Raw genomic sequence first — 20,042 nt, 5'->3', positions numbered from 1 at the left:
GGGGCTGGTGGAGCAAGGGGGCCAGACACAGCCCGATCGTCCCCAGCAGTGAAGCCCCCTGCAGGACGAGCAGAAGCCGCCGGCGCAGGGGCGCTGAGCGAGGCGGATTAGTTCCTGCGGGGCGGGACAGCAAGCAAAAAAACTTGTCTTTAGAACAATTGTAACGAACCCATCCGGTTTGTCCCTGCATCAGGGGCGCTCTCGCCGCTGGACTCTGTGGCAGAAGACCCGCATCTGCGGATCCGCTTGCCGAACGTGGAGGCGGATGGATACGGTTCAGGGGCCCGTCACGGCGTCCCAGGAGCCATGTCCCCGCTGCCGCCGTTGAACGGCCACGATTCCGTCGCCCTCTGGGAGCGCTTCCGCCAGTTGCTCTGGCACGATCCCGACCTCTCCCTCTGGCTCGACGTCAGCCGCATGGCCCTCGAGGAGGGGGATCTGGAGGCCTTTGAGGCTCCCTTCGCCCGCGCTTTCGACGCCATGGAGGCCCTGGAGGCCGGTGCCATGGCCAACGCCGACGAGGGGCGCCAGGTGGGGCATTACTGGTTGCGGGCCCCGGAGCTGGCCCCCGATCCAGCGGTGGCAGCCGCCATCGCCGCCGAGGTGGATCGCCTCGACGCCTTCGGCAAGGATGTGCTGACGGGCACGGTCACGGCGCCTGGCGGTGGGCCCTTCACCGATGTCCTCTGGATCGGCATCGGCGGCTCCGGCCTGGGCCCCCTGCTGATGCTCAGGGCTCTGCAGCGCCATGGCAGGGGCCTGCCCTTCCATTTCTTCGACAACGTCGACCCCGACGGCATGGCCCGCACCCTGGCCGCCCTGGGCGAACGGCTCACCAGCACCCTGGTGATTGTGGTCAGCAAGTCGGGGGGCACCCCCGAACCCCACCTCGGCATGGTGCAGGCCAGGGCCCGGGTGGTGGCGGCCGGTGGCGACTGGAGCGCCCAGGCCGTAGCCATCACCATGGCCGGCAGCCACCTGGATCAGGAGGCCAAGGCCGCCGGCTGGCTGCGGCGCTTCGACATGTTCGATTGGGTGGGGGGACGCACCAGCATCACCAGTGCCGTCGGCCTGCTGCCCGCCGCCCTGATCGGCGCCGACCTGCGTGGCTTCCTGGAGGGGGCCGCCGCGATGGACCGGCTGACGCGCGTCACCGACCTGCGCGCCAATCCGGCGGCCCTGCTGGCGGCCTCCTGGCATGTGGCCGGTGGCGGCCGCGGTCGCCGCGACATGGTGGTGCTGCCCTACCGCGACCGGCTGGAGGTGTTCAGCCGTTACCTGCAGCAATTGGTGATGGAGTCCCTGGGCAAGCGGCTCGACCGGGACGGTGAGGTGGTGCACCAGGGCCTCGCCGTCTACGGCAACAAGGGTTCCACCGATCAGCACGCCTACGTGCAGCAACTGCGCGATGGACTCGACAACTTCTTCGTGACCTTCATCGAGGTGCTGGAGGACCCGGCGGAGATCCCAACGATCGATGGCGAATGCCCTGCCGATTTCCTTGAAGGCTTCCTGCAGGGCACCCGGGCGGCGCTGGCCGAGCAGGACCGCCAGAGCATCACCATCACCCTGGGTCGCTTCGATGAACGGGGTCTCGGGGCCCTGATCGGCCTGTTCGAGCGGGCGGTGGGGCTCTACGGAGAACTGGTCAACGTCAACGCCTACCACCAGCCGGGGGTGGAAGCCGGCAAGCTGGCGGCCGCCGGGATTCTGTCCGTGCAGGGCCGGGTCGAGGGGCTGCTCGCCGATGGCCGACCCCGCACCTTGGCCGCGATCCAGGCGGAACTGGAGCTGGAGGCGGTGGAGCCGGTGTTCTGGCTGCTGCGTCACCTCTGCGCCAACGATCGGGGCTATGGGGCGAAAGGCGACTGGGGGAAGCCCGACGGGCTGATCTTCCAGCACACCTGAGGGGCCGCCGGTCAGCCGCTGGAGGCCACCGAGGGGGCCAGAAGGCCTTCGGGGCTTACCTGGGAGCGGATCAAGGGGCCTGGGCCGCTTGGGACCTCACGCTTCTGCTCGCCTCAGCGGCGGAGCGGGACCGGCGGCCAAGGCGGCTGGGCACCCGCTGCAGCTGCGATACCAGGAGGGTGACGACCACAGCGACGTCTTCATCGCCAGCTTCATCGACGACCACCTGCGCCACCACGCGGCCGCCCTCAGGGCACCAGGTTGACGAGCTTGCCGGGCACCACGATCACCCGCCGGGGGGGCTGGCCCTCCAGCCAGCGCTGGGCCACCTCGCTCTCCAGGGCCAGGCGCTCCAGGGTGGCCGCATCGGCGTCGGCGGGAACCTCCAGGCTGCCGCGCATCTTGCCCTTCACCTGGATCACCAGTGGGATCGTGTCGCGCACCAGGGCGGCCGGATCCACGGCGGGCCAGCGCTGGCGATGGACACTCGCCGCCGCCGCCACGCTCGCCCCATCTCCATCCCCGTGGCCATGGAGCTTCTGCCAGAGCTCCTCGGCCAGGTGCGGCGCGAAGGGGGCCAGCAGGATCAGCAGGGTGGCGAGGGCTTCGGAGCTCACCGCCGGGCTGGCCCCCTCCAGGTGGGCGGCCAGGGCATTGCTGAGCTTCATCAGCTCCGAGACGGCGGTGTTGAGTTGGAGCTCCCCCTCCAGGTCTTCACTGATGGCGGCGATGGCCGTGTGCACGGCCCGCCGCAGCTGCCGCTCGCCGTCGCTGAAGCTGGCGGGATCGAGCTCCTGCGTCGACGGCAGCCCAGGCCCAGCCAGGCGCAGGCCCCGGCCGTGGGCCCCGTCCACCAGGCGCCAGAGGCGCTGCAGGAAGCGGTACTGGCCTTCCACATCGGCGTCATCCCACTCCAGATCCTTCTCCGGAGGCGCCTTGAACAGGATGAACATGCGGGCCGTGTCGGCGCCGTAGCGGTCGATCACCACCGCCGGATCGACGCCGTTGTGCTTTGACTTGGACATCTTTTCGTAGAACACCTCCAGCACCTCGCCGCTGATCGGATCGCGGGGGTCGCTGGGGTCGGCCACCTGGGCCGGCGCCACGTACTGCCCGGTGTGGGCGTTGCGGTAGGTGATGCCCTGCACCATGCCCTGGGTGAGCAGGCGGGCGAAGGGCTCGGAGAAGCCCAGCAGGCCCCGGTCCCGCAGCACCTTTGTGAAGAAGCGGGAATAGAGCAGGTGCAGGATGGCGTGCTCGATGCCGCCCACGTACTGGTCGACGGGCAACCAGCGGTCGACGGCGTCGCGCCCGAAGGGTCGCGTCCGGTTGTGGGGATCGCTGTAGCGCAGGTAGTACCAGGAGGAACACATGAAGGTGTCCATCGTGTCGGTCTCCCGCCGGGCGGGCGCGCCGCAGGTGGGGCAGGGCACGTTCACCCACGACTCCAACTTGGCCAGGGGGGTCCCCCCCTTGCCGCTCAGGGGAATGTCCCGGGGCAGTTCCACCGGCAGCTGCTCCTCGGGGACCGGCACCACACCGCAGCTCTCGCAGTGGATCACGGGAATGGGGCAGCCCCAGTAGCGCTGGCGCGAGATCAGCCAATCGCGCAGGCGGTACTGGACCCGTCCCTGGCCCCAGCCCTGCTCCTCGGCCGAGGCGACGATGGCCGACTTGGCTTCGGCGGTGGTCAGCCCGTCGAAGGAACCGGACTCGATCAGCACACCGGCTTCGGTCCAGGCCTGGCCCTCGTAGGCGTGGGGGTCGGAGCCTTCAGGAATCACCACCCGCAGCACCGGCAGCTCGTACTGGCGGGCAAAGGTGAAGTCGCGCTGGTCGTGGGCCGGAACGCCCATCACGGCACCGGTGCCGTAGTCGGCCAGGACGTAGTCGGCGATCCAGACGGGAATCCTTTCGCCGCTGGCGGGGTTGCGCACCCAGGCGCCGATCGGCACGCCCCGCTTGGGCCGGTCCTCGGCTGTCCGCTCCTGCTCGCTCTGGCGGCTGACCAGATCGCAGAACGCGGTCACGGCAAGGCGGCAGTCATCCGTGGTCAGCGTGGCCACCAGGGGATGGTCCGGCGCCAGCACCACGTAGGAGGCTCCGTAGATCGTGTCGGGCCTGGTGGTGAAGACGGTGATGGCGGCACCGCTCTCCGTGGTGAAGGTCAGCTCGGCCCCAAGCGAACGGCCGATCCAGTTGGCCTGCATGGTGCGCACCCGCTCCGGCCAGCCCTCCAGGGAGGGGAGATCATCGAGCAGGGCATCGGCGTAGGCAGTGATCTTCAGGAACCACTGGCGCAGCCGGCGCTTCTCCACCTGGGCGCCGGAGCGCCAGGAGCGCCCTTCGGCATCCACCTGCTCGTTGGCCAGCACCGTCTGGTCGATCGGGTCCCAGTTGACCGTCGCCTCCTTGCGATAGGCCAGGCCGGCATCAAGGAACTGGAGGAACAGCCACTGGGTCCAGCGGTAGTAGTCGGCGTGGCAGGTGGCCACTTCCCTGTCCCAGTCGATCGACAGACCGAGGCGCTTGAGCTGCTCGCGCATCTGGGCGATGTTCCGGTCGGTCCAGTCCCCCGGGTCGACACCCCGCTCGATGGCGGCGTTCTCCGCCGGCAGACCGAAGGCGTCCCAGCCCATGGGGTGGAGCACCTGCCGACCCCGCAACCGGGCCGCCCGGGCGATCACGTCGGTGATCACGTAATTGCGCACGTGGCCCATGTGCAGGCTCCCCGACGGGTAGGGGAACATCGACAGGGCGTAATAGGCCTCGCCGCTGTCGCCGCTCAGCTCAGGAGTGGCGTGCAGCCCGAGCTGCTCCCACTGCAGCTGCCAGCGCTGCTCGATCGTCTCGGGACGGTAGCGGGAGGGTTCTGTCACGGGCCCTATGGGGTGGATGTGATCGTGTCACAGCCCATGGGCGGCTCAGCTGAGGGCGCGCAACGACGCGATGGCCGCCAGGCTGATCAGCAGCAACGGGGTGCCGGGTTCGGTGCTCATGGCCAGAAAATGGCTGTCCTGCCAGCGGATCACACCAGCACATTCCTGACCGCACAACAGGACGACATTCACCGGGGTGCGGATGCGGATCAGCTCCTGAACGTGGCGCACGCTGGGCAGCGTCGTGTCGAGCCTGGGGCCCCGTCGCTCAAAGAAACTCTGCATAGGATCGACATCAACATCCAGGACTTACGGAACAGTGCGACACGTGCTCCAATTCAGCAAATACCAGGGTCTAGGGAATGACTTCTTGCTGCTTGACGGCAGAAGCTTAGGGGACCCTGAGGACGCGTTCGGACTGACCCCCGAGCGGGTGCGGCGGCTCTGCGACCGTCGCTTCGGGGTCGGCGCTGATGGGGTGATCCTGGCGCTGCCGCCGCAGGAGGGAGGTGAACTGCGGATGCGAATCTTCAATGCCGATGGCACCGAGCCGGAGATGTGCGGCAACGGCATCCGCTGTCTGGCCCGTTTCCTGGCCGACAGTGACGGCGACGTCGCCCCCCGGCGCTGGCAGGTCGAGACCCTGGCCGGTCGCATCGTGCCGGCCCTGGCCGAAGACGGCCGCATCCGTGTCGACATGGGCGCCCCGTTCCTGACTCCGGAGACCATTCCCACGGCCCTTGATGTCGGGGAGGAGGGGCTGCCGGTGGGCCTGCTGGAGGTGCTGGGCCAGCCCCTGGCCGTGGCGGCCGCCGGCATGGGCAATCCCCACGCCGTGGTGCCGGTGGATGACGTGGCGGCGATCGATCTGGAGAGCCTGGGTGCCGCCCTGGAGGTGCACGAGGCCTTTCCGGCCCGCACCAACGTCCATTTCGTTGAGGTGATCGCCCCCGACCACCTGGTGATGCGGGTGTGGGAGCGGGGTGCCGGGCCCACCCTGGCCTGTGGCACCGGCGCCTGCGCCACCCTGGTGGCCTGCCATTTGCTGGGTCTGGCCGATCGCCAGGCCCGGCTCGATCTGCCCGGCGGCCCCTTGGAGATCCACTGGGACGAGGCCAGCGGCCACGTGTTCATGACCGGCCCGGCCGAGGCGGTGTTCGACGGGGTGGTGGCCCCCTCCCTGCTCGAGGATGTCGCTGAAGCCCCTGTTGCCTTGGAGGTGACTCCACCGGCCCCTGTCGAAACCGAGCCTTCCGCGGCCCAGTCCGGCCTGGATTGCGCGACGTTGTGCGTCAACGGCTGCCTCCGCCCTGAGGCCTGTGCCAGTGCCGACGCCCGCGCCCGGGTCACGGCCCTGCTGGAGGGTCGCTCCCTCGATGATCTGGTGGCTCTGGCTGGCGAGTCCCTGGAATCCCGCACCCGGGGCCGCCTCTGCCGCGATGAATCCGCCCACCCCTGAGGTCTACCTCGATGCCTGCGCCACCAGCCCCCCGGCGCCGGAGGTGCTCGAGGCCATGGCCCAGGCCCATCGGCAGGCCTGGGCCAACCCCTCCAGCCTGCATGGCTTCGGCCTGGCGGCGGCGGACCGCCTGGAGCGGGACCGTCAGGCCATCGCGCAACAGCTGGGCTGCGGCCGACAGGAGCTGGTGCTCCTGTCGGGGGGGAGCGAAGCGATTCACACCGCCCTGATCGGCTGCGCCAACACCCTGGAGCCCGGGCGGGTGTTGCTCTCGGCGGTGGAGCATCCCGCCAGCTACGCGGCCGCCGCCGCCATGGGAAGGAGAGGTTGGCGGAGCCAGCTACTGCCGGTGGATCGCCGTGGTGTGGTGGACCTGGAGGCCCTCCAGGAGTTGTTGGTGCCGCCGACCCGACTGGTGTCGATCCTCTGGGGACAGAGCGAAGTGGGAACCCTGCAACCGATCGCCAGCATCGGCCGGCTCTGCCGCCAGGCCGGCGTGCTGCTGCATGTGGACGCGGTGCAGGTGGTGGGCCACCACCCCGTTGACTTCAGCCAGCTGCCTGTTGATCTGCTCAGCTGCGCGGCCCACAAGCTGCAGGGTCCCCGCGGCGTCGGCGCCCTGCTGGTGCGGCAAGGGCTCCAGCTGGAGCCCTTGATCGGCGGCGCGCAGGAGGGGGGCCGCCGCGGCGGCACCGAGCCCGTGGCCCTGGTGGCGGGGTTCGCGGCGGCCCTGGCGTTGGCCAGGGGGCGGCTGGCGGCCCACGGCGGCGCGGATCCCATCGGCCCCCTGAGAGATCAACTGCTGGAGACGCTGGTGCCGCTCGAAGGGCTGCGCCTCAGCGGGCCGGCTCCGCACGATCCCTGCGGGCGCCTGCCCCATCACATCAGCCTGCTGGTGGCGGATCCGGACGGCCGATCGCTGTCCGGACGCCGGCTGGTGCGGGAGTTGGCCCGTCGGGGCTATGCCGTCAGCAGCGGATCGGCCTGCACCAGTGGCGGAGCCTCGGGCGCCAGTGCCGTCCTGCTGGCCATGGGCTACAGCCCCGAGGAGGCCGCCAGCGGCCTGCGCCTCAGCCTGGGACCCTGGCTCAGCCCGGCCGATCTGGCCGGCCTGCCCGCGGCGCTGGAGGAGGCCTGCCGCAGCGTCTCCTCAGCACCTGGGTAAGGTCCGCACAGCCCTGACCTACGCCGATGCTGCCCGCCGATCTGCGCACCGCCGAAGCCGAGGCCTTCGAGGCCCTGCAGGCGGCCCTGGCGGCCGGATCCAATGGTCGCTGGACCGTGGAGTTCCGCTTTGAAGGGTTGCGGCTGCTGCCGGTGGTGCTGCGCCTGCTGGAGAGACTGGTGGGCGAGCGGCCCGACCTGCGCCTGCTGTTCCCGGATGCCGGAGCCACGGCCCTGGCCCGCCGTGATGCTCCGGCCCTGTCCGATCACCTCGGCAGCTTCTCCGACCAGCGCCGGCTGCAGCAGGAGGTCCCCTCCACGGGTGTGCTGCTGCTGGCGGGGGCCAGCCAGGCCGAGTACGAGCTGGTGGAAGCGGTCTGTGGCGGCCACGCCGGCGCCGTTGTGCTGCTCAATTCGTCCCTGGAGGATGCGGCCATCGGGATTGGCAGCGTGGCGCGTCAGCGCCGCAAGGGCTTCCTGGCCGGCTGGCGGTCCGCCTATGCCCTGCTTCCCCAGGCGGACCGGGCCCTGCGCTGCGCCTACCCGGGCGACTGGGAGCTCTACCGGCTCGACCCCGACGGCTACCGGCTGGCAGCCAGCTTCGAGCAGAAACCCGATGCCGAGCAGCAGGACCTGGCCCTCAGCGGCCGCCAGGAGGCGGGTCTGGGGAGCAACCTGCGGGCCCTTGGCCAGATGCTCGAAGATCTGCAGAACTGAGCGGCCGGCCCGGCTGGTGCATCCCGGAAAGGCTGCGTACACTTCGCGCTGGCTTTCAGGTGCCCATGCCCAGCGATTCGCCCCGATCCCGTTCCTGGAGCCTCGTCGACCTCGGCGCTGCCGCTGCGGCACTGTTGGCGATCGGGGGTGTGATCTGGAGTCCCCGTCTCAGCGGTGCGGTGGCCCAGGCCACCGGCGCCCTCGAGCCCGTCACCGTGATGGTGGATGTGCGTGGTGCCCCTGCGGCGGCACCGCTGGAGCTGCTGCAACAGGCCCGCACCGAGGGCAAGGTGGCGATCGTGATCCGCAACCAGCCCCACGGCAGCGTGGTGGTCAAGCAGATCCTTCCCTTCGACCGGATCATCTCCACCCTCACCCCCGGCGGGAAAGTGGTGAGCGCCCCCGATCCCAACCAGAAGACCTTCAGCACCTTTGACGGCCGTTTCGTTCTCGAAGGCCAGGGGCGTCGCACCTCCGGTGGGGTTGTGTTCGGCAACCAGACGATCAAGATCGGTACCCCGGTGGAACTGGAGGGGACCAACTTCCGCTTCAACGGCACTGTCACGGACCTGAAACTGGGAGCCTCCTGAGATGACCACGCCCGTCCGCCACTCCACTGGCTTCCATCGCCGCCCTCTCTCCCTGCGCGTGGTGGCGATGCTCTTGGTGGCCGGGAGCACCGGCCCCCTGGGCATGGCGGCCTGGGCCCAGGAGGCACCGGCGCTGCCCTCAGCCCGGAGCCTGCGCTCCCTGCCGATGGCCGCCCTGCCGGTGGCGCCGCCACCGGTGGGCATGCCCCGGCTGGCCGGGGAGGTCAGCTGCCCGCTGCTGCAACGTCAGGTCGCCCAGGCCCTGGGGGATGAACAGTCCCGCTGGAGCATCAGCGTCGCCGATGGCAGCGGACGTCTTCTGGCCGATGTCAACGGGCGGCAGCCCAGGGTGCCGGCCTCCAACCAGAAGCTGATCAGCACCGCCTTCGCCCTCGATCGGCTCGGTCCCGACTACCGGCTCACCACCCAGCTGTGGCGCCTGCAGGACGGCACCCTGCGCATGGTCGGCCAGGGCGATCCCGACCTGGCCCTGCCCCAGCTGCAACGCTTTGCCCAGCTGGCCATGGCGGCCGGCACCCCGGTGCGGCTGGAGCTGGCGGAGGAAGCCCCCCAGAACTGGTGGCCCAGCGGCTGGCACATGGGCGATCGGGCCTATGCGTACGGCGCGCCGATCACCCGGCTCGCCATCACCAGCAACGCCATCGACGATGCGGTGAGCAATCCGGCCTCCCGGTTGCAGACCCTGCTGCGCCGCTCCATGGCCCAGAACGGCGGACCCCAGGTGCAGCTGGCCCTGGTCTCGGCCCGCCAACCCCTCCCCAGCGATGCCGTGCTGATGCATGAGGAGCCCTCCACCTCCATGCACGGCCTGCTCAGCCTGGCCAACACGGAAAGCCACAATTTCACTGCCGAAGTGTTGCTGCGTCAGGCCGCTGGCACCTGGGACCTGGCCGAAGCCAGTCGTCGCACCTTTCTCTGGCTGAACGACCAGGGCCTGCCGATGGAGGGGGTGAGGATCGCCGACGGCAGTGGACTTGACCGCGCCAACCGGCTCACCAGCCGTTTCCTGGTGGCCCTGCTGCTGCGCATGGATCATCATCCCTACTCCAGGGATTACCTCAGTTCCATGGCCATCGCCGGGCGGCGGGGCACCCTGCGCAACCTGTACAAGGGCACCAGCCTGGACGGACAGCTCTTCGCCAAGACCGGCACCCTGACCGGCGTGCGTTCCATCAGCGGCGTGCTCCAGACGACGGATGGCCCCCGCTACGTGAGTGCGGTGTCCGCCGGAGCGGGAGCACCGAACACGACCATCGGCCGCGTGCTGCGACAGGTTCAGACGGTGGGGGCCTGCCAACCGGCGTTCTGAGCCCCCTGTTCCCCAGGTCCAGGCCTGGGCTCAGCTGGCCAGGCCCCGGCTGGCGGCACGCTTGAGGCGGCCGGCGGCACGGCGGGCCCGATCAACTGCCGCGTTCTCCAGGGGAATCGGAGCTTCGAGCGGGCGGCTAGCGGCGGCTGTCTCCTGGCCCTGCAGCCGTACCAGTTCACGCCGACCCCCCAGGACCACCTGGCTGAGTTCCTTGAGGCGCACCTCCAGTTCCCCCAGCACCTGCTCGGCGTAACGGTTGGCGCCCTCCTGGATGGTGCCCGACTCCTGGCGAGTGCGGGCGATCAGGGCATCGCACTGCTGCTGGGTCTGCTGGCGGAACTGCAGGGCGTCGGCGTGGAGGCGCTCGGCTTCGGCCTGGCTTTCCCGCTGAACACGCAGACCTTCCTGGCGGATGCCTTCAAGATCCTGCAGGGCCTGGGCCCGGCCGCGTTCGTGCTGCTCCAGCAGTTGCCGGTTGCGTTCTGCCGCCTCCTGCTCCAGCTGCTGGCGGCGCTGCTGGGCTTCCTGCTCCAGTTGCTGGCGGCGGCCGGCGAACTGCTGCTCGAACTGGGCCATCCGGGCCTGGTGCTCCTGCTCGGTCTGGGCCACCTGCTGGCGCGCCTGAAGCACCATCTGCTCACACTGCTGGCGGGCCAGTTCCCGTTGTTCCGTGACCTGGCGTTCAGCTTCCTGGCGGATGGCGGCGGCATTGATCAGCTGCTCCCGCTCGCGCCGTGCCTGGGTGACGATCTCCTCGGCCTGCAGCCTGGCCTTCTCAATGAAGCCCTCCCGCTGGCGGATCAGGTCCTCGGCCTGGGAAATCTGACCCGGCAGGGCCTCCCTCAGCGAATCCATCATCTCGATGGCGTCCTGCTCGTTGACCAGCCGTCCACCGCTGAAGGGGATCCTGCTGCCTTCGAGGACGATGTCCTCCAGCTGGTCCAGCTGGTCGAGAACGGAGAAACGGACTTCAGCCATATGGGGATTCGGGCGCTGCCTGTCGATTAAAGAGCCTCTCCAGGTCGATCGCCACTCCCGGCGGGACCATGTGGCCGACATCCCCGCCGAAGCGAGCCACCTCCTTCACCACCGAGCTGCTCAGAAAGCTGTGGTGCGCTGAGGTGGCCATGAACAGGGTCTCGACCCGGGGGGCCAGGGTCCGGTTGGTGTGTGCGATCTGCAACTCGAATTCGAAGTCGCTCATGGCCCGCAGTCCCCGCAGGATCACCTGGGCGCCGCAGGTCTGGGCGTAGCTCACGGTGAGCCCATCGAAATGGCCCACTTCGATGCCGGCGATCCCTTCGGTGGCGGTGCGGATCTGCTCCAGCCGGCGCTCAAGGGGAAAACTGGGCTGCTTGGACGGGTTCATCAGCACCGCCACCACGACACCGTCGAAGAGGTGCGCTGCCCGCTCGATCAAGTCGAGGTGGCCGAGGGTGAGCGGGTCGAAACTGCCGGGATAGAGGGCTCGCATGCGCCCAGCCTATGGAGAGGGGCCCGGCCGGGTTCCTAGAGTCGCCGGATCCCTGCCGCCCACCCCATGACCGACGTTGCCCTGGACGCGGCCGCCAAGAAGACCCTGCTGCGCAAGATTCCCCACGGCGTGTTCATCTGCGGCGTCGCTGAAGGCGATGAGGTCAACGGCTTCACCGCCAGCTGGGTCACCCAGGGCTCTTTCGAGCCTCCCCTGGTGGTGATGGCGGTGCGTGCCGATTCCACCAGCAACGGCATGATCCAGCGCAGCGGGCGTTTCTGCCTCAACGTGCTGGCCGCCGACCAGAAGGACCTGGCGGCCGTGTTCTTCAAGCCCCAGAAGGGTGTGGGCGGACGGTTTGACGCCGCGCCGTTCCACCTCGGCCCCCTGGGCCTGCCGGTGCTCGACGACGCCCTCGGCGCCGTGGAGTGCACCCTGGTGGGGCAGGTGGCCCATGGCGACCACACGGTGTTCGTGGGGGAAGTGAAGACGGCCACCCTGCATCGCGACGCCCCCGCCCTGGAACTGTCCGCCACGGGCTGGCAGTACGGCGGTTGAGGCCCCGCCATGGCTGAGCCGGGCGGCACTCCGGGCGGTGACGTCATCGGGCCGCTGCTGCTCCAGCGCGAGCGACTGTCGGCCCGGTTGCGGGAGCTGCCGGCGGAGCCGGGCTGTTACCTGATGCGGGATGCGAGCGACCGCATCCTTTACATCGGCAAGTCAAAGAGCCTGCGGGCGCGGGTACGCAGCTACTTCCGCAACTCCCACGACATCAGCCCCCGCATCGCCCTGATGGTGCGCCAGGTCTGTGAGATCGAGTTCATCGTCACCGACAGCGAAGCGGAGGCGCTGGCGCTGGAATCGAACCTGATCAAGAACCACCAGCCCCATTTCAATGTCCTGCTGAAGGACGACAAGAAGTACCCCTACCTCTGCATCACCTGGAGCGAGGCCTACCCGCGCATCTTCATCACCCGACGGCGCCGGCTGCGCAGCCCCCTGGATCGCTTCTATGGGCCCTATGTGGACGTGGGCCTACTGCGCCGCACCCTGGCCGTGGTCAAACGGGTGTTTCCGCTGCGGCAGCGTCCCCAGCCCCTCTACCGCGACCGAACCTGCCTCAACTTCGACATCGGCCGATGCCCGGGGGTCTGCCAGGAAAAGATCGGCTCCGACGATTACCACCACATCCTGCGCAAGGTGGCGATGGTGTTCCAGGGCCGCAATGACGAGCTGCTGGATCTGCTGCGGCAGCAGATGGAGCGCTACGCCGAGCGGCTGGATTTCGAGGCCGCCGCCCGGGTGCGCGACCAGCTGCAGGGCCTCGACCTGCTCACGGCCGACCAGAAGATGAGCCTGGGGGACAGCTCCGTCAACCGGGATGTGATCGCCCTGGCGGCGGACGATCGCGTGGCGGCGGTCCAGATCTTCCAGATGCGCGCCGGCAAGCTGGTGGGCAGGCTGGGGTACACCGCCGATGCGGCGATCGCCACCCCGGCCGAAGTGCTGCAACGGGTGGTCGAGGAGCATTACAGCCAGGTGGAGCCGGTGGAGATTCCGCCGGAGCTGGTGCTGCAGCACCCGCTGCCGGCCCAGCAACTGATCGGCGACTGGCTGGCGGAGCGCCGGGGCCGCAAGGTGCGGCTGGTCGTGCCCCAACGGCGCCAGAAGGCTGATCTGATCGAACTGGTGGAGCGCAACGCGGGCTTCGAGCTGGCCCGGGCCCAGCGGGGGGCGGAGCAGCAGTTGCTGGCCACCGAAGACCTGGCCCAGCTGCTGGAGCTGCCGGTGCCCCCCCGGCGGATCGAGGGCTACGACATCAGCCACATCCAGGGCAGCGATGCGGTGGCCTCCCAGGTGGTGTTCATCGACGGCCTGCCGGCCAAGCAGCACTACCGCAAATACCGGATCCAGAGCAGCAGCATCCGGGCCGGCCATTCCGACGACTTCATGGCCATGGCGGAAATCATGCGGCGGCGTTTCCGGCGCTGGTCCCAGGCAAAGGTGGAGGGGGCCGATCTGGCCGCCCTGCGACGGGCGGGCGCCTCGGCCCTGCACACCGATGGCCTCAGCGACTGGCCGGACGTTGTCATGATCGACGGCGGCAAAGGCCAGCTGTCGGCGGTGATGGAGGCCTTGCGGGAGCTGGATCTGCACGAGGATCTGACGGTGTGTTCCCTGGCCAAGCAGCGCGAGGAGGTGTTCCTGCCCGGGGCCAGCCAGCCCCTCGACACCGAGGCCGACCAACTGGGTGTGGTGCTGCTGCGGCGTCTGCGGGACGAGGCCCACCGCTTCGCCGTGAGCTTCCACCGCCAGCAGCGCGGCGAGCGGATGAAGCGCTCCCGCCTCAGCGACATCGCCGGGCTCGGCCCCAAACGGGTCAAGGATCTGCTGGCCCATTTCCGCTCCATCGACGCGATCCAGCTGGCCAGCCCCGAGCAGATCGCCGCCGTCCCCGGGATCGGGCCGGCCATGGCGCGGCAGGTGTGGGAGCACTTCCATCCCCCCATGGACGGGCCCGAATCCGGCGATGAAGGGGATGCCCCCCCCCTGGAGCTGGCGGGATGAGGATTGTTGGGTGGGTTGTCGCCGGGCTGTTCACCAGGCGGCTGTGGGCTGGACTTGTGGCCCTGTGGCTGCTGCTGCCTTCTGCCGGGGGGGCGGCCCTGGCCGCCCCTGGCCTCTGCGTCGGGCCGGTCTGCGGCGACGAGATCAGCCGCATTGCCAAGTATCCCTGGCAGCTCCGGCTCCGGGTGAGTGACCAGGAGAACCACCGGGAGCGAATCCTGGTGGACTGTCGCAACGGGGGCATCAGTCCGCAGCTGGGACCGGTGGATCGGGCCTATGCCGCCGCCGTGGCCCGCCGCTACTGCCGACTAACTTGGCGATCCGACGCACCCTCTGGTGCCCCCAGGTCCTGACATGACGCTGCCGCTGACCCTGGCCGTGAGCTGGCCCCCAGAGGCCTACCTCTGGTTCAAGACCCTGCACATCGTCGGGGTGGTGGTGTGGTTCGCCGGTCTGTTCTATCTGGTGCGGCTGTTCATCTACCACCGGGAGGCGGCCGAACTGGATCCCCCGATGCGGCAGGCCTTCGAGGCCCAGTACGCCTTGATGGAGCGGCGCCTGGCCAACATCATCACCACCCCGGGGATGGTGGTGGCCGTGGCCATGGCGGTAGGTCTGCTGCTGGTGGAGCCGGCCTGGCTCAAGCAGGCCTGGATGCACGCCAAGTTGGCCGCCGTGGCGGGTCTGCTCATCTACCACTGGTTCTGCTACCGGCTGATGGGCCAGCTGCAACGGGGTGAGTGCCTCTGGAGCGGCCGCCAGCTGCGGGCCCTCAACGAACTGCCCACCCTGCTGCTGGTGCTGGTGGTGATGCTGGTGGTGTTCAAGAACCAGTTCCCCACCGGGGCGGCCACCTGGTTCCTGGTGGCCCTGGTGGTGTTCATGGCCGGCTCGATCCAGTTCTATGCCCGCTGGCGGCGCCTGCGCCGTGAACGGCTGGCCACGCAGGAGAGCGGTGGTGCTGCGGCCTGAAGCTCTCGCCCATCCCCTCACCCCGGTGCTGCGCCAGGTGCGGGCCGACAGTTGCCCGGACCGTCTCAACTTCCACTGCCACACCGTCTGCAGCGATGGCAGCCTCCACCCCGAGCACCTGGCGGCCGAGGCCATCGCCATCGGCCTGGATCACCTGGCCGTCACCGATCACCACGCCCTGACGGCCCATGGGCCGATCGCTTCCGCCTTCGAGGCACGCAGACGGCGGGGCGAGCCGGCCCCCGTCCTCTGGCGCGGGGTGGAGATCAGCTGCCTGCTGGAGGGATGCCTGGTCCATGTCCTGGGGCTGGGCTTCGCCGCGGAGCATGCCTCCCTGCATCCCTACCTTCAGGGCAACGCTGTGGTGGGGCCGGCGCTGCGGGCCGAGGCGGTGGTGGCGGCGATCCAGACCGCCGGGGGTCTGGCCCTGCTGGCCCACCCCGCCCGCTATCGGCTGCCCCACCAGCGCCTGATCGCGGCGGCGGCGGACCTGGGCTTCGACGGTGCTGAAGTCTGGTACGACTACGGGATGCGGCCCCGCTGGCAACCCACCGAACTGGTATGCGAGGCGATCGCGGCGGACCTGGAACGGCGGGGCCTTCTGATGAGTTGTGGTACGGATACCCATGGGCTGGTGCTCCACGGCCGCTAGGGTTTGCTGACACGTTTCTCCTTGCGTCGATGGGCCTGCTCGATCGTCTGTTCGGTTCCCGTGCCGCCTCGGTGACCAAGCCTGAGGCCGCCGCCAAGGCCAAACCCAAGGCCGAGACCTTCTTCCTCGATCCTGAGGCCTCGACCAGCCTGGGTGATGTTCAGTTCATGAAGCGATCGAACACGATCCGCCGCACCTTCCCCGGCAACGCCGACAGCCCCGGCGACAAGGAGATGGTGGCCGAAGTGGCGTCGATGGAGGCACGGGTCGAGAAAATGACCCCAGGTCTGGCCGGGATCCAGCCCACGGAGAAGGCCGTGAACCTCACCGGTGGCATCCCCAAGCCCGTCAAGAAGACCTTCGCCCAGACGATGAGCGCCGCTGAGCTCGGTCAGCGCATGAAGGGGTCTGCCGTCACGCCCACCAACCTCCCCGGTGGTGCGGCGGCGGCGAAGCAACAGAAGGAGGTGGAGGCTCAGAGCCAGTCCCAAACCACCCAGCAGCCCGCCAAGCCTGGCAACACCGATCCGTTCCGCTCCATGGCGCGGGACCTCGACCTCTGATCCCCTGAACAACCCCAGGGCCTGGTTCAGCGTCGCTCCACCAGGCCCTCGCTCTCCAGCACCAGCGCCCTCAGCCCCTCCAGCCGCTGGGGATCGGCCCCTTCCCACAGCCCCCGGTGATGGGCCTCGAGCAGCCGCTCGGCCATGTCCCGCAGGGCCCAGGGATTGGAGCGGCCCAGAAACTCCCGCACGGTCCCGTCCTCCAGCCAGGCCGCGCTGATGGCGCCATAGCCCCAGTCGGGGACACGGCCCGTGCTGGCGTCGTAGGCAAACAGGTAGTCGAGGCTGGCGGCCATCTCGAAACCACCCTTGTAACCGTGCTCCTGCATGGCCTCGATCCAACGGGGATTGAGCAGCCGGGAGCGCAGCACCTTGTCGAATTCCCGCTCGAGGCGGTGCAGCCGCGGGCGCTGGCTGCGGGAGTGGTCGCCGAACCAGAGGGCCGGGGCCTGGCCCTGGAGCCGTTCGGCGGCGGCGCTGAGGCCCCCGTGGAACTGGTAGTAGTCGTCGGAATCCAGCAGATCGTGTTCCCGGTTGTCCTGGTTGTGCAGCACCACCTGCACCTGGGCCAGGCGCCGCTCAAGCCCGCTCCGGTCGGCCGTGGCGGCGATGGCCCCGCCGCTGGCCCCATCGGAGGGGTCGCCGTCGTAGCGCCAGGCGCTCCAGTTGAGGAAGGCCTCACCCAGGTCACCGCGCTCCTCCCAGTGGCCGCTGTCGATCAGCCCCTGCAGCCCGGCCCCGTAGGCCCCGGGCGCCGAGCCGTAGATGCGTCCCCCATGGCCCTCGAGCCTGGCGGAGGCCGCCAGGGGGTTGTCTCCGGGATCTTCCGGCAGGGCCGCCACCAGGCGGGTGGCGCGGTTGAACCAGCCCACCAGCTGGGGGAAGGCATCGCGGAACAGGCCGGAGATGCGCAGGGTGACATCCACCCGAGGACGGCCGAGCAGGCGCAGGGGAATCACCTCCACATCCACCAACCGCCGCGTCGGGCCATCCCAGACGGGCCTCACCCCCATCAGAGCCAGGGCCTGGCCGATGTCCTCGCCGCCGTTGCGCATCGTGGCGGTCCCCCACACCGACAGGGCCAGGGTGCGCAGGTCATCGCCCTCCTCCTGCAGGTGGAGCTGCAGCAGCAGCTCGGCGCTGCGCCGTCCCAGATCCCAGGCGGCCTCCGTCGGCAGGCCGCGCAGATCGACGCTGTAGAAGTTGCGGCCGGTGGGCAGCAGATCCGGGCGCCCGCGGGTGGGCGCTCCCGAAGGCCCGGCGGCGATGCGACCGCCGGCCAGCCCCGTGAGCAGGGCCTGGCGCTCCGCCTCTCCGCAGGCCAGCAGGGGCGGCAGCAGGGCCTGGCGCAGGTGCTGCAGGGCCCGTTCGGTGGCGGCCCCAATCGTCCCCGACGGCGCCGGCGACACCACGGCGGCTTCGGCCAGCTGCTCCGCCACCAGGCCCAGGGCGCGGGCCTCCAGCAGGGCCACCCCGTCACCGATGTGGCGCAGCACGGGACCGCCTTCCCCGGCTGCGCTGAGCCGGCCGCGGTCGGCGGCGGAGAGGGGGGCCTCCTCAGGGTCACCCCAGGGGTCGAGATCCAGCCCCAGGTCGAGGGCCAGAGCCTGGGTGAGCCCGGGCACCCCCGCCTGGGGCGCCCGGGCCAGGCAAAGCAGCAGTTCGGCCAGCTTCGCTGGCGCCGGCAGGGTGCCGAAGGTGTGCAGGCCGAGGCGGATCTGGGCCTCCTTGAGTTCGCAGAGGTAACCGTCGGCGGCTTCCAGCCGGGCTTCCAGATCCGCCTGGGCCATGGCGGGCAACTGGAGCTGCACCAGCAGGGTGTCCAGGCGTTCCCGCAGCAACGCAGCCCGGGCGCTGCCCAGCTGCCGCGCCTCCCAGTACTCATCGAGCAGGGCCTCCAGGCCCTGCAGGTCGCCGTGCAGGCCAGCCCGGCCCAGGGGCGGGGTGAGGTGGTCGAGGATCACCGCCTGGGCCCGGCGTTTGGCCTGGCTGCCCTCCCCCGGGTCGTTGACGATGAAGGGGTAGAGGTGGGGCAGGGGCCCCAGGGCCCATTCGGGGAAGCAGTCCTGCGACAGCCCCAGCCCCTTGCCCGGCAGCCATTCGAGATTGCCGTGCTTGCCCACATGCACCACCACCTGGGCGCCGAAGCTCTGGCGCAGCCAGAGGTACTGGGCCAGGTAGGCGTGGGTGGGGGGCAGATCGGGGCTGTGGTAGCTGAGGCTGGGATCGCGGTCGTAGCCGCGCTCGGGCTGGATCAGCAGCAACACCCGGCCGAAACGCAGCCCCCGTACCGGGAAGGCCGGGCCCCCAGGCACCTGTTCCAGGCCCGCGTCGGATCGGGGCGGGCCCCAGACCGCCTCCAACCGCTGGCGGCCCTCCAGCGGGAGGCCGGCGTACCAAGCCAGGTAGGCGTCCAGGGGCTGGTGACTCAGGGGAGGCCGATGGCCGCTCTCCGGATCGTTGCTGCGGCCCTCCAGGAGGCGGTGGATGAGGGCATCGCCATCGACCGGCAAATCCGCAGCCGCCCCCAGGTCGTAGCCGGCCTGTGCCAGCCAGCCGAGCATCAGGGCGGCGCTGGCGGGGGTGTCGAGGCCCACGCCATTGGCCAGGCGGCTGTTGCGGTTGGGGTAGTTGGCCAGCACCAGGGCGACCCGCCGCTCGGGGGCGGGCGTCAGCCGCAGGCTGGTCCAGGCGCAGGTGAGCTGGGCGATCCAGTCGAGCCGCTCCTGGTCCGGTTCGTAGCGGTGCAGGGCCGTGGCCAGGGTGTCGCTGCTGGAGCTGCGCTCCTTGAAGGCCCCCACCCGGGTGGTGAGGCGTCCATCCAGCTCCGGCAGGGCCACCTGCAGGCTCAGGTCAAGCGGGGCCAGGCCGATGCTGCTCTGCTCCCAGGCCCCGCGACTGCGGCCGCTGCACAGCACCTGCAGCACCGGCACCCCCAGCCGCTCCCACAGGGGGGCCCCCAGGCCCGCCTCCTCAAACGACACCGAAGCAAAGCCCGTGCCGCAGAGCACAACCTGCACCCGTTCACGCCCCAGCAGATCCGCCACGCCCCGCTGCACGGCCCCGTCCCGCAGGCTGCTGACCCACAGGCCCCTAGGGGAGAGCCCGCGCTGGCGCAGGGTGGCCAGGAGCGCCTCCATGAGGGCCAGGTCCCCTGCCTGCCACAGGGCGCGGTAGAGGATCACCCCCACCCGCAAGCCGGGTTCGTCACGCCAGTCGTGGGGCAGGGGATCGGCCGCTGGGATGGGGCATGGCGGTGCGGGTCGTTCACCGGCCAGCAGGGCGGCCAGCGTCTGGAGCAGCAGGCGCAGGTTGGCCGCGCCCCCCTCCCGCAGACAGGCGGCAGAGGCCGTGGCCAGGGGCCCATCGAGGCTGCCGAGGCAGGCCAGGGCCTGCTCCTCCTCGGCGGTGCCGGCCAGCACCAGCAGCTGGCGGCCCTCGCCGTTGCCCACCCAGTGGCGCAGGCACTCCAGGCCATAGCTCCAATGACCGCGTCCGCCCAGCAACCGCACCACCACCAGTCGGGTGCTGGCCAGGGTGGTGGCCACGTAGTGGTCAATCACGGCCGGATGCTGCAGGGCCGAGAGGTTGAGAGCCCTCAGCTCGGCCGGCAGCAGTTCCGGTTCGGCCTCAAGCAATTGGGACACCGCCAGCAGATCCGTGTCGGCGCTGCTGAGCAGCACCACAGGCGCCGGTGGCTGTTCCACGAAGAGGGCCCCGTCGTCCTCCGTCCTGTCCCCGGGTATGGACGCGAGTCGATGCATGT

18 protein-coding genes are annotated in these 20,042 nt (G+C 69.9%); 13 read left to right on the top strand and 5 right to left on the bottom strand.

Annotation, left to right across the window (positions count from 1 at the left end; all coding sequences use genetic code 11):
* Positions 1-306 precede the first annotated feature (306 nt).
* Positions 307-1,908 carry a glucose-6-phosphate isomerase gene (locus KBZ12_RS01900; RefSeq protein WP_254955984.1) on the top strand — a complete coding sequence of 534 codons (1,602 nt, stop codon included), beginning with the start codon at positions 307-309 and terminating at the stop codon, positions 1,906-1,908.
* Between the two features lie 88 nt (positions 1,909-1,996).
* Positions 1,997-2,173, top strand: a complete 177-nt coding sequence (locus KBZ12_RS01895; RefSeq protein ID WP_254955983.1) for a hypothetical protein — start codon at positions 1,997-1,999, stop codon at positions 2,171-2,173.
* Here KBZ12_RS01895 and leuS read toward each other — a convergent pair.
* The gene (leuS, locus tag KBZ12_RS01890) at positions 2,157-4,787 is read right to left on the bottom strand and encodes a leucine--tRNA ligase (RefSeq protein ID WP_254955982.1); all 2,631 of its coding nucleotides are present in this window, start codon (positions 4,785-4,787) and stop codon (positions 2,157-2,159) included. The genes KBZ12_RS01895 and leuS overlap by 17 nt on opposite strands.
* Before the next feature lie 45 nt (positions 4,788-4,832).
* Positions 4,833-5,072: an Hfq-related RNA-binding protein gene (locus tag KBZ12_RS01885; protein ID WP_254955981.1), complete on the bottom strand. Its 240-nt coding sequence runs from the start codon at positions 5,070-5,072 to the stop codon at positions 4,833-4,835.
* 43 nt (positions 5,073-5,115) lie between these two features.
* Between KBZ12_RS01885 and dapF the strand changes: the two genes are divergently transcribed.
* The 5 genes from dapF (at position 5,116) to KBZ12_RS01860 (ending at position 10,047) form a co-directional block, all read left to right on the top strand.
* Positions 5,116-6,246 carry a diaminopimelate epimerase gene (dapF, locus tag KBZ12_RS01880; protein ID WP_254956029.1) on the top strand — a complete coding sequence of 377 codons (1,131 nt, stop codon included), beginning with the start codon at positions 5,116-5,118 and terminating at the stop codon, positions 6,244-6,246.
* Complete coding sequence (locus tag KBZ12_RS01875; RefSeq protein ID WP_254955980.1) at positions 6,227-7,411, top strand: cysteine desulfurase family protein; 1,185 nt, start codon at positions 6,227-6,229, stop codon at positions 7,409-7,411. The genes dapF and KBZ12_RS01875 overlap by 20 nt, the downstream gene beginning before the upstream one ends.
* Positions 7,412-7,437: 26 nt before the next feature.
* On the top strand, positions 7,438-8,127 hold the full coding sequence (locus tag KBZ12_RS01870) for a DUF1995 family protein (protein ID WP_254955979.1): 690 nt from the start codon (positions 7,438-7,440) through the stop codon (positions 8,125-8,127).
* Between the two features lie 65 nt (positions 8,128-8,192).
* Complete coding sequence (locus tag KBZ12_RS01865; RefSeq protein WP_254955978.1) at positions 8,193-8,717, top strand: DUF4330 domain-containing protein; 525 nt, start codon at positions 8,193-8,195, stop codon at positions 8,715-8,717.
* Between the two features lies 1 nt (position 8,718).
* Positions 8,719-10,047, top strand: coding sequence for a D-alanyl-D-alanine carboxypeptidase/D-alanyl-D-alanine-endopeptidase (locus tag KBZ12_RS01860; RefSeq protein ID WP_254955977.1), 1,329 nt, complete (start codon positions 8,719-8,721; stop codon positions 10,045-10,047).
* Positions 10,048-10,077: 30 nt separating this feature from the next.
* Here KBZ12_RS01860 and KBZ12_RS01855 read toward each other — a convergent pair whose 3' ends face one another.
* Both KBZ12_RS01855 and coaD read right to left on the bottom strand, forming a co-directional pair.
* Positions 10,078-11,025: a hypothetical protein gene (locus KBZ12_RS01855; RefSeq protein WP_254955976.1), complete on the bottom strand. Its 948-nt coding sequence runs from the start codon at positions 11,023-11,025 to the stop codon at positions 10,078-10,080.
* The gene (gene coaD, locus KBZ12_RS01850) at positions 11,018-11,521 is read right to left on the bottom strand and encodes a pantetheine-phosphate adenylyltransferase (RefSeq protein ID WP_254955975.1); all 504 of its coding nucleotides are present in this window, start codon (positions 11,519-11,521) and stop codon (positions 11,018-11,020) included. Before coaD ends, KBZ12_RS01855 begins: the two co-directional genes overlap by 8 nt.
* Positions 11,522-11,587: 66 nt before the next feature.
* Here coaD and KBZ12_RS01845 point away from each other — a divergent pair, with 66 nt between their 5' ends.
* From KBZ12_RS01845 to KBZ12_RS01820, 6 genes are read left to right on the top strand one after another with little or no spacing between them, the layout of a single operon-like run.
* Positions 11,588-12,079: a flavin reductase family protein gene (locus KBZ12_RS01845; RefSeq protein WP_254955974.1), complete on the top strand. Its 492-nt coding sequence runs from the start codon at positions 11,588-11,590 to the stop codon at positions 12,077-12,079.
* 9 nt (positions 12,080-12,088) lie between these two features.
* Entirely contained in the window at positions 12,089-14,089 is a 2,001-nt protein-coding gene (uvrC, locus tag KBZ12_RS01840; RefSeq protein WP_254955973.1) for an excinuclease ABC subunit UvrC, read from the top strand.
* 56 nt (positions 14,090-14,145) lie between these two features.
* Positions 14,146-14,442, top strand: coding sequence for a hypothetical protein (locus tag KBZ12_RS01835; protein ID WP_254955972.1), 297 nt, complete (start codon positions 14,146-14,148; stop codon positions 14,440-14,442).
* Position 14,443: 1 nt separating this feature from the next.
* On the top strand, positions 14,444-15,061 hold the full coding sequence (hemJ, locus tag KBZ12_RS01830) for a protoporphyrinogen oxidase HemJ (RefSeq protein ID WP_254955971.1): 618 nt from the start codon (positions 14,444-14,446) through the stop codon (positions 15,059-15,061).
* A complete protein-coding gene (locus KBZ12_RS01825) occupies positions 15,048-15,713 on the top strand; it encodes a PHP domain-containing protein (protein WP_254955970.1) in 666 nt (221 codons plus the stop codon). Before hemJ ends, KBZ12_RS01825 begins: the two co-directional genes overlap by 14 nt.
* Before the next feature lie 29 nt (positions 15,714-15,742).
* Complete coding sequence (locus tag KBZ12_RS01820; protein ID WP_254955969.1) at positions 15,743-16,276, top strand: hypothetical protein; 534 nt, start codon at positions 15,743-15,745, stop codon at positions 16,274-16,276.
* A gap of 26 nt (positions 16,277-16,302) precedes the next feature.
* On the opposite strand, the gene cobN is transcribed toward KBZ12_RS01820, so the two are convergent.
* On the bottom strand, positions 16,303-20,040 hold the full coding sequence (gene cobN, locus KBZ12_RS01815) for a cobaltochelatase subunit CobN (RefSeq protein WP_254955968.1): 3,738 nt from the start codon (positions 20,038-20,040) through the stop codon (positions 16,303-16,305).
* Positions 20,041-20,042 lie beyond the last annotated feature (2 nt).

This window comes from Cyanobium sp. Cruz CV13-4-11, from assembly GCF_024346055.1.
In the GTDB taxonomy this organism is placed as follows: Bacteria; Cyanobacteriota; Cyanobacteriia; order PCC-6307; family Cyanobiaceae; genus Cyanobium.
This window is presented reverse-complemented; position numbering and strand designations above follow the sequence as displayed.

What these genes read in the sequence shown, in the direction of transcription:
- KBZ12_RS01875 (WP_254955980.1), top strand. Translation starts at nt 6,227, where the DNA reads ATGAATCCGCCCACCCCTGAGGTCTACCTCGATGCCTGCGCCACCAGC.
- cobN (WP_254955968.1), bottom strand. Translation starts at nt 20,040, where the DNA reads ATGCATCGACTCGCGTCCATACCCGGGGACAGGACGGAGGACGACGGG.
- KBZ12_RS01860 (WP_254955977.1), top strand. Translation starts at nt 8,719, where the DNA reads ATGACCACGCCCGTCCGCCACTCCACTGGCTTCCATCGCCGCCCTCTC.
- KBZ12_RS01855 (WP_254955976.1), bottom strand. Translation starts at nt 11,025, where the DNA reads ATGGCTGAAGTCCGTTTCTCCGTTCTCGACCAGCTGGACCAGCTGGAG.
- KBZ12_RS01870 (WP_254955979.1), top strand. Translation starts at nt 7,438, where the DNA reads ATGCTGCCCGCCGATCTGCGCACCGCCGAAGCCGAGGCCTTCGAGGCC.
- KBZ12_RS01845 (WP_254955974.1), top strand. Translation starts at nt 11,588, where the DNA reads ATGACCGACGTTGCCCTGGACGCGGCCGCCAAGAAGACCCTGCTGCGC.
- KBZ12_RS01900 (WP_254955984.1), top strand. Translation starts at nt 307, where the DNA reads ATGTCCCCGCTGCCGCCGTTGAACGGCCACGATTCCGTCGCCCTCTGG.
- uvrC (WP_254955973.1), top strand. Translation starts at nt 12,089, where the DNA reads ATGGCTGAGCCGGGCGGCACTCCGGGCGGTGACGTCATCGGGCCGCTG.
- KBZ12_RS01885 (WP_254955981.1), bottom strand. Translation starts at nt 5,072, where the DNA reads ATGCAGAGTTTCTTTGAGCGACGGGGCCCCAGGCTCGACACGACGCTG.
- KBZ12_RS01865 (WP_254955978.1), top strand. Translation starts at nt 8,193, where the DNA reads ATGCCCAGCGATTCGCCCCGATCCCGTTCCTGGAGCCTCGTCGACCTC.
- coaD (WP_254955975.1), bottom strand. Translation starts at nt 11,521, where the DNA reads ATGCGAGCCCTCTATCCCGGCAGTTTCGACCCGCTCACCCTCGGCCAC.
- KBZ12_RS01820 (WP_254955969.1), top strand. Translation starts at nt 15,743, where the DNA reads ATGGGCCTGCTCGATCGTCTGTTCGGTTCCCGTGCCGCCTCGGTGACC.
- hemJ (WP_254955971.1), top strand. Translation starts at nt 14,444, where the DNA reads ATGACGCTGCCGCTGACCCTGGCCGTGAGCTGGCCCCCAGAGGCCTAC.